We start from the raw sequence: 11,479 nt of genomic DNA on the forward strand, positions 1-11,479 counted from the left end.
TCGTGGGCTCGGAGATGTGTATAAGAGACAGTTGCATCTAAATATAATAACATTACGGTAGTTATTTTATGACATTTCAGACACGCATCCTCTTTTTTACCGTGTTCGGCATATAGATAAAAGAAGAGAGAAAGGGATAAATCATTTCCACTATCTGTCTATTTTTACGCTAATTCTTAATTTTTCACCAAGCGGACAATAGCCCCGTTCTCCAGCACAACTTAACACCAATTATTCCCCCTATCCTCATTAGAGGTTCCTCTTTTTTTCCTTTAGGGGAAAGAAGACCGTATCGCAAGAACCGCATCAATGCGTTTTTATTTTTTATATCTCAGGAGACAATGATAAAAATATTTTATACGTTGAGATTTATTCCGGAGAATTCAATTTATGTCATGTCGGATTTCCTGGTTCTGTTTGTTATTTTTGTTTCATCGTATTGCGCATCTTTGATAGACCATAATATAACTGGATAGGTACACGTCCCCCTCTCCGCATTAAGTCATGAGGAGATAAAAAACAAACAAAGGTAATGCCATTAATGACGCGAGCGTTGAAGTTTTCGGGTATAGCCCCCGTGTTAGCGCAATGAAAGCCACATCGGTAATCAGGCGGCTGATATTACCATAGCCTTTCTACTATTTCATAACATACCGTCGACAAAGCGAGATTTAATTAGCTAAAGCTTATTGATTAACATTAACACCAATATCGGCCGCAGAAATAGAATAACGGCGGCGCCGCGTATATCTTTATAGCGAAGGCGGCATTATTGATGGCGCATAGCGTTGAGATATTCCATTCGTGAATAATATGGCTGGGAGGGAGACGATAAAAAGCGCCGGGACTCAACATGGTCATGATGAATCCCGGCAGGAGAGAGATGAACTAGAAAAATAGGCCGTTAGCGGGGACCAGCGCCCACCAGGAACATGTCGACCGCACGTCGGGTCAGCTCACGGATTTCATCGGTGCTAAACGGCTCCGGTTCACACTGGAAGATGCGAATCTCCGTTTCAGCCGTGACCAACGCCAGAAACTGCAGCGCGCGAATGCGGGGGTCGTCCTGTCGCAGATCGCCTTGTTCCATCGCGGTCGTCATCAGATTGGACAGCACATCCACACACTCGCTGGGACCGGATTCGTAAAACAGCATACCGATGTTTGAACGCCCGGCTTCCGCAACGACCATGCGGTAGACGGCCAGCGCGCTACTGTCATTAGTGAGTACCGACAGCATACGTTCGCCGAATCGCATCAGCGTTTCATAAAAGGAGACGCCGGTTTCGATGCGATCGACCAGCTCAGCGACAGCATCTGACAAGTGCATCGTCGCATGGGCTCGTACCACGGCGACGAACAACGCTTCTTTGGAAGGAAAATAACTATAGAGCGTGGCTTTGGAGCCACCGAGGCGCTTCGCCAGCTCATTCATTGATGCGCGCTCGTATCCCATCTCCTGAAAGAGCTGGGCCGCAGCGCTGACGATAGATTCACGACGGGCCTGAGTCCGTACTTTCATTGTCTCACCTGCAATAACGAGATTGGCATATCACCATTTTCTTGACAGCAAAAAAAAATCGGTGCAAAACTGAACCGTACGGTTTATTTTTGCTAATTGTCATTACTGTACCGCTGAGGTCTGACCTTGTAAAGGCTGGCCGTCTTCAGTCAGCAAGCGGTTTTGGCGACTTTCGGTACCACTTGAATCTGACAGAGTCCTTCTCATGTATAACCAGCTCAAGAAGTTGCGGTCAGTTATTCTGCTTGTCGGGTTCTGCGTGCCCGGGCTTACCCCTGCGCAAGACCGGCCGTTATTACGCGCCGAACGTACCGTACAACCGCCGCGGGCCGTGGCGTTGTCGGCCGTTTCTCTCGCCTCGCGTTACGCCCGCCCAATCGACTGGCGTAAATATATGAGCGTAAAAATTAAACCCGTGGCAATCTATCGCAACGTCCACTTTCCACCCGAATCTATGGCACTCGCCATCCGGATATCTAAAGAGCCAATATACAATGGGTTACCTTACGGAGCTCAGCCCTCGTCCATCAGCGGCTTCCTCTGAGGGGCGATTATCGCCCGAATTATCATGAAAACATGCCGTCATCTAACCGTCTGCGTCCAATGCGACAGCGTTTACCAGAAACCTTCGCTGCAGCATGGCGAATCCGCTCGCTGCGCACGCTGCTCGGCGGTGCTGTATCGCGCAGCGCCGATGGATCTCAACGCGTGGCTGGCGATCACGCTGACAGCGGCTATCGTCTGGGTGCTGGCGAATATTTTTCCGGTACTCCGGGTCAGTTTCCACGGTGTGCAAAATTCAGCGACGCTCTGGCAGACCGCCATCGCACTCGCGCAGGGGCCTATGCTGCTGCTGGCCGTGTTGACCGTGCTGCTGCTCATCGTCATCCCCGCACTGCAAATTTTGCTGTTCGGCTGGATACTGTTGTCCGCCCGTCGTCGGCGTCGCGCTATGGGATTCATTCTCTGTATGAAGATTCAGGATCGAATCCGTCCATGGGGCATGGTTGAAGTCGGCATGCTCGGCTTCATGGTCGCAGGCATCAAGCTGTCGGGATTTTTGGATGTGCTTCCCGGTCCCGGCTGCTGGGCGATGGCGGCGCAAATGGTGCTTCTTGTGGTGATCAGTCATCGTAATATGCTCGTCTTGTGGGACTACACTGATCCCTTGCCCACGCGGGAGGCCAATCATGCGTAGCCCGATACGGGCCGGACAGCTAGGCGTCATTGTCTGTCCTCTGTGCCGCCTCGTCTGTGAGCCAGAGCGCACATCGTCGATACCAGCGCGGTGCCCACGCTGCCAAACGCGCCTTCACCCGAGGCACCCCGCCAGCATCAGCCGTTCCTGGGCGTTCCTGATTGCTGCGATAATTTTCTATATACCGGCCAACGTTCTGCCAGTGATGTACACCAGCCTGTTTGGCAAAGGCAGTGAGAGCACCATCATGGCGGGCGTGATCGACTTCTGGAACGCCGGTTCGTACGGTATCGCCCTGCTGATTTTTGCCGCCAGCGTGGTTATTCCGTGCATCAAGTTTCTGGCGCTCGGCGTGCTGCTGATCTCCGCACGGAAACAGAGCGCTAGCGCCCGTCTTGAACGGGCAAAACTGTATCGGTTAACGGAGCTTATCGGTTACTGGTCCATGCTCGATGTCTTTGTCGTCGCGGCCGTTTCCGCGCTCGTCAAATTTCAAACTCTCAGCGATGTAGAGCCGCGCAGCGGCATCTTGTATTTCGGTTTGGTGGTGATACTCACCATGCTTTCCGCAATGAACTTTGATCCACGCCTCATTTGGGATGGTGATGATAAATGAATGATACGTACGACCCACACAATGAACCCGGCGATCCGGACATCTCACGCCAACGCCGGCACATCTCGTTGGTGTGGATTATTCCGGCGATTGCGCTGATAACCGGCGCGGCTTTACTGGCGAAAACGTGGTTCTCGGCCGGTCCCGAGATCACGATTACCTTTCTGACAGCCTCGGGGCTGGAAGCCGGTAAAACTGCGGTCAAGTACAAGGACGTGACGGTTGGAACAGTCACGTCCCTTGCGCTGGACGACGGCGGTGACCGCGTGCAGGTCACCGTACAGCTGGACAAGAGCGCGGAAAATCTGGCGCGGGCCGATACCCGTTTTTGGGTCGTCCGTCCTCGCGTTGGCATGGGCGGCGTCACCGGGATTGATACCCTGCTGTCCGGTGCCTATATCGGTGTCGATAAAGGCGCGTCTGACGAGTCAAGACGCGCCTTTTCCGGACTCGAAGCGCCGCCAGCCGTCGTCAATGGAATGCCCGGTAGTCAGTTTGAAGTGCTGACGGACGATTTGGGATCGCTTGATATCGGCTCTCCGGTTTACTACCGTCGGGTTCAGGTCGGCCGTATTGCGTCCTACCAGTTGAAAGAGGATGGCAAAAACGTCGCGCTACAGGTCTTTGTCGACGCGCCTTATAACCGCTTCGTGACCCCCAATACCCGCTTCTGGAATGCCAGCGGTTTGGATGTCTCGGTCGGCGCCAACGGTTTTCGACTCAGAACACAGACGATCGCGTCCATCGTGACGGGCGGTATCGCCTTCGCTACCCCCGATAGCGGCAGCGGTTCGCCTGCTGCCGTAAGCGACATTACGTATCGACTCGCCAAAGATCAGGACAGCGCGATGGCGCCGCCAGACGGACCGGCAATGTTCTTCCTGCTACGCTTCGAACGCTCGCTGCACGGCCTGGCGGTCGGCGCGCCCGTCGAGTTCTCCAGCATCAAAATCGGTCAGGTCGTGTCGGTGGAGCTGGACTACAACCATACAGGCTACCGCTTCCCCTCCGTCGTCGGCATCGAGGTGTATCCCAACCGAATGGGCAATGTGCTGAACAAGCTGCCTAAAGCCACGGACAATATCGAGCAGGCAACGGCCAGATTCACGCGAGATCTGGTCGAGCAGGGGCTACGCGCTCAGGCAACGTCCAGCAATCTCCTGACCGGGCAGCTCTATATTTCTCTGGATTTCATTCCGCAGGCGCCCAAGGTGAAATTCGATATGACCGCTCACCCGCTGCAGCTTCCCACCACCAGCGGAGGGTTTGATCGTCTGCAGGAGCAACTGGCCAGCATCGTCAGCAAAGTCGACAAAATGCCGCTCGAATCCATCAGCAACAATCTGAACGCGACGCTGGGAAGCCTGGATAAAACGCTACGTCAGGTGAACGGCCAGACGTTGCCGGAAACCACGCAGTTACTCAAGCAAATGCGGCAAACGGCTGAAACGGCTAACGGTCTGATGGCGGAAGATTCACCGATCATGATGACGCTGGGACAAAACCTGCAGGAACTGCTGCGCGCGTTGCGTTCAATGCGCACACTGGCCGATCAGATAGAGCGTCATCCGGAGTCTCTGCTTCAGGGCAGACCCCACGATCCGCCACTCACTCAGGCCAGCCCTTCATCCTATTCAGGAGCGACAAAATGATCGCACACGTCCGTTTTTGCCTCGCTACCGCCATCATGCTACTGCTGGGCGCCTGCGCATCGCCGCAGATGAATTATCACACGCTGGTGCCAGCCGCCGCGCCAACGCACGCCACACCTCCCGCGCCGTTTTTGATCGCCGTGCTGCCGGTCGGCGTACCGCCGCAAATCGACCTGCCGCAGCTGGTCGTGCGTCAGGGTGAAGGCAGCGTAGGCGTCCTCGACAATGAACGCTGGCTCAGCGCGCTCAGCGATGAGATCCGCACCGCGCTTGCTTCGGAACTGGTCGCTCAGTTGAACACGCAGGATATCTCTGGCCTGCCGCGTCCCGCGGATAACCCCGTCATACGCGTACTGGTGCAAATACGTCGCTTGGATGCATGGCCAGGTCAGACTGTCCAGCTCGAAGCCGATTGGAGTCTCAGCCAGCCTGGCGCCGAACGTTCGACCCGTCTGGTATGCACCAGTCGCTTAACCGAGAATGCGCCAGGCGGAATACCGCATCTGGTGGCGGCGGAGCAACGCGTATTCGCCCATCTGGCCACGCAGATCTCAACCAACGCCCGGCAGTGGTACGCCGATCCCAATAAGTCCTGCACGGGATAAGTCTCTTGCCCGGATAAAAAACGAAAAAGCGGTGCGCACGCGCCAAACGCACCGCTTTCATCCGCTGTGGTTCGGCCCTCCGAGCGCAGCCCCTCTCCCAGCAAGCATCCCTCATCCGTAGAGACGTCGGTCATCCCGCCGCGTTCGTCACCGCGCGCTATGAACCGTTACTCTACGGTCCATCACCGATGGTCATCAACGGTCATAAAAAGATACCACCCGTCATCGATGGGAGTTGAGACCATACCTTCACAAAGCGTCAAGCCCGTCAATGACGTTCTGATAAAAACGGAGATAATTCAAATTAAAAACAATGAATTATACAAATTCAGAGAAGCCTGTCACACTTTTATTTGTGCCTCAACCACCACGAAAAACTCCCCCAAACATCCTTAATTTCACCCTTAAATAAAATAATACCAGTGCATTATTACGTTGGGTTTCCGCATCCCAGCACAAAATCTCATCAAAAAAGAGAAACTGAGCAAAAAGCTTAAAAAACAATAAATTATAAAAACGTCAGGCAGTGAAGATATGCAGCTAAACTTAGCGTATCCGAACTATTCCATCCGAAGGAGTTGATTATGTCTTTATCAGGTAAAGTCGCGCTGGTGACCGGCGCCGGACAAGGTATTGGCCGTGGGATCGCGCTGCGTTTGGCGAAAGACGGTGCGGATATCGCACTGGTCGATGTCAAGGACGACAAAATCAAATCCGTCGCGGACGAGATCCGCGCGTTGGGCCGTAAGGCCGTCACCTACAAGGCCGACATCAGCGTGCGTGAAGAAGTGTTCGCCGCCGTCGATTTCGCAGAGAAAGAGCTGAACGGATTCGATATCATCGTCAACAATGCCGGTATCAGTCAGACGAAGAATCTGCTCAGCGTCACGAAAGAGGATGTGGAGAAAATTTTCGAGATCAACGTGCAGGGCACCCTGTGGGGCATTCAGGCGGCAGCAACGAAATTCAAGGCGCTTAAGCAGAAAGGAAAAATTATTAACGCCTCCTCTATCGCCGGTCACGAAGGGTTTGCCCTGCTCGGCGTCTATTCAGCCACCAAATTCAGCGTACGCGCGCTGACGCAGGCCGCCGCCAAAGAGCTGGCCAGCTTCGGCATCACCGTCAACGCTTACTGCCCCGGCGTCGTGGGCACGGACATGTGGGTCGAAATCGACAAGCGTATGGCCGAAGAAACCGGTGCTGCGATTGGCGCGACCTACAAAAAATATGTCGACGGCATCGCGCTGGGTCGCGCGGAAACGCCCGAGGATGTAGCGGCATTTGTCTCCTTCCTCGCCAGCCCTGACTCCGACTATATGACCGGACAAGCGCCGCTGATCGACGGCGGATTGCTGTTCAACTGATTCTCTCGCTTCAGTCCGGGACGGGCGGCCACGATGCCGCCCTTTTTAGCTGTTCCGACTAAGACGTGGCCGTGGGCAATAACAAAGGATCGATGGAGATCTCTCTTTTCAGCGTGCGCAATGCAAACGTCGAGCGAGTATGTCGGATCCCCTTGACGCGGTAGAGCTTCTGACGGAGAAAACGCTCGTAGTGCTCGGCGTCAGCCACCACGATCTTGACTAAATAGTCGTAATCACCCGTCACCAAATGCGCTTCCAGCACTTCGGGCATGTCCATCAGCGCCTGACCGAACTGCTCCAACATACGGTCGTCGTGATGCTCCAGCGTGATCTCGATAAAAAAGACCTCTGATGCCCCCACCGCCTTGGCATTAATGACCGCCACGTAACCCTCAATCGCCTTGGTCGACTCCAAACGTTTGAGACGCGTCCAACAGGGCGACGACGAAAGCCCGACTTCTTCGGCCAATTCCGCCACCGTCAGGCGGCCATTACGTCGCAATGCCGATAAGATTCGCTTATCGGTCATATCCAGCGCTTTATCTTTATTTGCCATCATTCCCCCACCGCAGCATAGCTATGCTTAGATTTTTATTATCACCATAAATATTTACCGAATTAACGTATAAATAAAGAAAAACGCAGGAAATAATTAGCGACAACCCTCTCTATACTGAAAAAAGCAGCCGACTCGTCCACCGGCTGACTCTCTTCAGGCCCGCGCGGCAAACCGTAAGGTTGCCTTCAGGCACGGATTTATCGTCACGACGGAATAGCGCGCCCCACTTTCCAGATTGATGCTCGCAGGGGATAAGAGGGAAAGATCATGAATAAAATATCGCTATTGGCTGTTCCCGGGCTCTTCCTACTCGCTCCACTGTTGTTCTCCGGCAACATGGTGGTCGCACGCTGGATCAGCCCCGAACTCCCTCCGCTTACGCTGGCTTTTGCGAGATGGCTCATCGCCGCTCTGGTGATTTTCCCTTTTATCCTGTCGCCTTTGCGCCGGGCGGTGCCGACGCTCCGCCGCCGAGGAAAAGATATCGCGTTGCTCGTTCTGTTGGGCGGCGTGCTCAGCGTCGCACCGCAATATGCCGCAGCGCATCACACCAGCGCAGGCCATATCGCGCTGCTGTTTTCGCTATCTCCGATCATGGTTTCCATCATTGAACGTGTGGTGTGGCGCATCCCGCTTCACTCCAACTTCTTCGTCGGCGCGAGCATCGCCTTCCTCGGTATTTGCGTGGTGGTTTTCGAAGGGAATGTTTCTCATCTGCTACAGCTGAAGTTTAATCAGGGCGACATCATCGCGTTTATCGCGGCGACCGCCTGGGCCGGATACACGGCGCTATTACGCCAACGACCGATTGCCGTGTCGGCTTTCGTACTGCTGTGGATTATCGCAATCGGCAGCGCCGCCTTTCTGTTGCCCTTCCTTCCGCTGGAATGGCGTATGACGCAGGCAGCCCCCGTTCTCTCGGCGCATCTGCTGTACGCCATTCTGTTTCTGGCGCTGGTCGCCGGTATCGCCGCCTACAGCGTCTATTCGCGTATTGTGAGCTTACTGGGCGCGGCGCGCGCCAGCACGTCCATGTATCTGGTGCCGGTGTACGCGTTTCTGCTGTCCTCGCTATTCCTCCAGGAACAGCTGTACCTCTATCATTTGGCGGCGACCACGCTTGTGTTGTTAGGCGTAACGTTGACCACCGTACATGGCACTTCTGAGCTTAAGGTTCCCGCCGCCTGAATAGGTCGCGCACATATTATTGACGCAGAAAACAAGAAAGCCCGCCGACAATGTCGGCGGGCTTTATGATCACACTAGCGCAAGCCTTGCCCCATGTCATTCAACGCAGGACGTACGGCGCAGAACGTTACCGTCTTACTGGTGATGTCCCAGCGCGGCCGTGTGACGCTCCAGTTTGAAGAATGCCATCGTTTCGTCCAGATTGACCGCCTGGTCGTTCAGGGACGCACTGGCTGAGGCAGACTCTTCCACCAACGCCGCATTCTGCTGCGCGACCTGCTCCAGCTGAGTAATCGCCACATTCACCTGTTCGATGCCTTTCGCCTGCTCGGAAGAAGCCAGCGAAATTTCCTGCATGAACTCGTTAACCTTTTTGATCTCACCCACCAGCAGATTCATATCGGCCGACGAGTCAGACGCCACTTTGGAGCCCATCGAAACTTCGTTAGAGGTCTCTTCAATCAGCGTTTTGATCTCACGAGCCGAACCGGCACTGCGCTGCGCCAGATTCCGCACCTCAGCGGCTACCACGGCAAAGCCCTTGCCTGCTTCCCCGGCACGCGCCGCTTCCACGGCGGCGTTCAGCGCCAGAATGTTGGTCTGGAACGAAATGCCATCCATGATGGAGATAATGTCGTTGATCTTGTTCGAGCTGGTGGCGATGCCATCAATACGCGCGATGAGCTTGCCAAAGTTGCTGGCATTCTTCTCCGCCAGTTCAGCCACGGTCGCGGTCAACGCCATCGCGCGCTGGGTGTTCGCCGAGTTTTCGTGGACCGAAGACGTCAGCTGTTCCATGCTCGCGGCGGTCTCTTCAACCGATGCCGCCTGCTCTTCCGTACGGGAGGAGAAGTCACGGTTAGCCGCAGAAATCTGCTGCGCGCCAGAGGCCACGGCCGCTGAAGAGTCGCGCACATCGGCAACGATTCGACGGAAGGCTTCCTGCATGTCTTTCAGAGACTGGAGCAGCTTACCCATTTCGGTATTGTGCTGCGGCGGAATGTCCAGCGTCAGCGAGCCGCCTTCCATCATGCCGAAATAGTGTCGAACGCGTTCAACCGGCGACAGTACTACGGTACGAATAAACTGAATCGAACAGATACTCAGCAGCAGCACCACCACGAACGCTGCTATAAGGATCGTCAGGGTAGTTTTGTAGAAGCTCTCCGCTCGTACGATTTCATGGTCACCGACAGTTTGCGCAAAGTCGATGAAATTCATCAGCTTCAGGCGGAATACCTCGCCTTTCTCCGCGGCTAACGGTTCGAGTTGGCCATAAAACTGAGTCACGTCGCCCTGACTAAGTGCAACCACGATCGGATCGATAGCGGTAGATACATAATCATCGAATGCCGTATCCAGTTCCGCACGCAGCTGTCGGCCCTGAGGGGTCAACGCCCGCGTTTTACGCAGTTCCGTCATGGTCAATTTGGCTTTGTCGACGTACGTACCCAGTTTTTTCAAGTAAGGCGCAACGGTTTCAGTATTATCTTTTTTCTCGATAGATGAAGCGATATTCATCGACAAGAGTCGGGCACTCAATAAATCGGTGTAGGTAGAAGACAGTGGAATGACCTGATCGCCCTGAATGGTATCCACTTTTTGAATTGAACTATTGCTCTGGATAGAAGAAAACAGACTAAATCCACAGAGCGCGGATAATAAAATAAAGAATATAGCGATAACGGCATATAGCCCGCTTCGAATCTTAATTCGTTCGTACATTTAAAAATCCTTGGTTATTATCAGTATTCTTTGGGGCTATCGACTAGGTGGTTTAAATCTTTAACAACCCTTTAAAACAAAAATACTTATCACGCCTAAATACAAACTCATGGATTATACGTCTACCAATAACACTAGCAGCAGGATAATAAACCAGCAAAGTCAAAACTGGGTGTGTGCATCATCGAATGAGGAAAATAAAAAAGACAATGAAAAAGTGCGACGAAATATTTGCCGCACCAAATAGAGAGCCTGGGAATTATCACCTAACTAAAATAATACTTTATTCAGTGATAACGATTGCGTCGCCTATATTTCGCACAAAATTACTTTTATAGGTTGAATAACGCTAAAGCCGAATACATTGATTACGCCCTTTTTTCTTCGCCAGATACAGGGCCTGATCCGCCCCCTCTTTCAAACGCTGGGCATCGCAGGGATGTTTAGACGTGTAGGAATAAACACCGACACTGACCGTAACAATTTTCTGCGGCAGCTGAGACCCCTGATGTTTGATAGCGCGCGTCCTCATCGCTTCAACCATCTCGTTGCCTACCAGCTCCGCCTGCCTGCCGGAAAGCCCCGGCAAAATAATCGAAAACTCTTCCCCACCGTACCGGGCGGGTTGAGCGCCTGCCGGGAGCGGGAGCGAACGAAGGATTAGCCCGATTTCAGCCAGGCAGCGGTCGCCTTCGATGTGACCATAGGTGTCGTTATAACGTTTGAAAAAGTCGACGTCGATCATCGCGAGCGCCACGTCGCCGCCCTCGACGCCCGCCGTCGTCAGACACTGTTCCAGATAGAGATCGAACCGGCGACGATTCGCCAGCTGAGTCAGCGGATCGACCAGCGCCAGCTCTTGCAGCACCTGATTCTGGTCTTCCACTTCCCGGTGCATCATGGAAAGCATCTCTTTGTTACGCACCGTGATACGGATCTGTTTGAGAACAAAGGTTCCCAGCAACACCAGCGAAATCAGGACCAAAAAGTTAACGGCTATCGCGGCGATATTGTCCGCCATCCAGCGCAATTGCAGCTCATTTTTATTCA

General features: G+C 53.7%; 10 protein-coding genes. 6 read left to right on the forward strand and 4 right to left on the reverse strand.

Annotation, left to right across the window (positions count from 1 at the left end; genetic code table 11):
- Window positions 1-904: 904 nt before the first annotated feature.
- Window positions 905-1,522, reverse strand: a complete 618-nt coding sequence (locus Q7O77_RS08745; protein WP_304165874.1) for a TetR/AcrR family transcriptional regulator — start codon at window positions 1,520-1,522, stop codon at window positions 905-907.
- A gap of 568 nt (window positions 1,523-2,090) precedes the next feature.
- Here Q7O77_RS08745 and Q7O77_RS08750 point away from each other — a divergent pair.
- The 5 genes from Q7O77_RS08750 (at window position 2,091) to Q7O77_RS08770 (ending at window position 6,957) form a co-directional block, all read left to right on the forward strand.
- On the forward strand, window positions 2,091-2,720 hold the full coding sequence (locus Q7O77_RS08750) for a paraquat-inducible protein A (RefSeq protein WP_304165875.1): 630 nt from the start codon (window positions 2,091-2,093) through the stop codon (window positions 2,718-2,720).
- The gene (locus tag Q7O77_RS08755; RefSeq protein WP_304165877.1) at window positions 2,713-3,336 is read left to right on the forward strand and encodes a paraquat-inducible protein A; all 624 of its coding nucleotides are present in this window, start codon (window positions 2,713-2,715) and stop codon (window positions 3,334-3,336) included. The genes Q7O77_RS08750 and Q7O77_RS08755 overlap by 8 nt, the downstream gene beginning before the upstream one ends.
- Complete coding sequence (locus Q7O77_RS08760) at window positions 3,333-4,988, forward strand: intermembrane transport protein PqiB (RefSeq protein WP_304165879.1); 1,656 nt, start codon at window positions 3,333-3,335, stop codon at window positions 4,986-4,988. The genes Q7O77_RS08755 and Q7O77_RS08760 overlap by 4 nt, the downstream gene beginning before the upstream one ends.
- The gene (locus Q7O77_RS08765) at window positions 4,985-5,593 is read left to right on the forward strand and encodes a membrane integrity-associated transporter subunit PqiC (protein WP_304165881.1); all 609 of its coding nucleotides are present in this window, start codon (window positions 4,985-4,987) and stop codon (window positions 5,591-5,593) included. Before Q7O77_RS08760 ends, Q7O77_RS08765 begins: the two co-directional genes overlap by 4 nt.
- Before the next feature lie 584 nt (window positions 5,594-6,177).
- Window positions 6,178-6,957, forward strand: coding sequence for an acetoin reductase (locus tag Q7O77_RS08770; protein ID WP_304165883.1), 780 nt, complete (start codon window positions 6,178-6,180; stop codon window positions 6,955-6,957).
- A gap of 58 nt (window positions 6,958-7,015) precedes the next feature.
- Here the strand turns inward: Q7O77_RS08770 and Q7O77_RS08775 are convergent, their stop codons facing one another.
- Window positions 7,016-7,516 carry an Lrp/AsnC family transcriptional regulator gene (locus tag Q7O77_RS08775; RefSeq protein WP_304165885.1) on the reverse strand — a complete coding sequence of 167 codons (501 nt, stop codon included), beginning with the start codon at window positions 7,514-7,516 and terminating at the stop codon, window positions 7,016-7,018.
- Between the two features lie 267 nt (window positions 7,517-7,783).
- Here Q7O77_RS08775 and Q7O77_RS08780 point away from each other — a divergent pair, with 267 nt between their 5' ends.
- On the forward strand, window positions 7,784-8,704 hold the full coding sequence (locus Q7O77_RS08780) for a DMT family transporter (protein ID WP_304165887.1): 921 nt from the start codon (window positions 7,784-7,786) through the stop codon (window positions 8,702-8,704).
- A 135-nt stretch (window positions 8,705-8,839) separates the two neighbouring features.
- Here Q7O77_RS08780 and Q7O77_RS08785 read toward each other — a convergent pair whose 3' ends face one another.
- A complete protein-coding gene (locus Q7O77_RS08785; RefSeq protein ID WP_304165889.1) occupies window positions 8,840-10,429 on the reverse strand; it encodes a methyl-accepting chemotaxis protein in 1,590 nt (529 codons plus the stop codon).
- A gap of 349 nt (window positions 10,430-10,778) precedes the next feature.
- The coding region (locus Q7O77_RS08790) for a GGDEF domain-containing protein (RefSeq protein ID WP_304165890.1) at window positions 10,779-11,479 on the reverse strand (701 nt) is incomplete at its 5' end.

The organism is Lonsdalea britannica (genome assembly GCF_946477055.1).
In the GTDB taxonomy this organism is placed as follows: domain Bacteria; phylum Pseudomonadota; class Gammaproteobacteria; order Enterobacterales; family Enterobacteriaceae; genus Lonsdalea; species Lonsdalea britannica_A.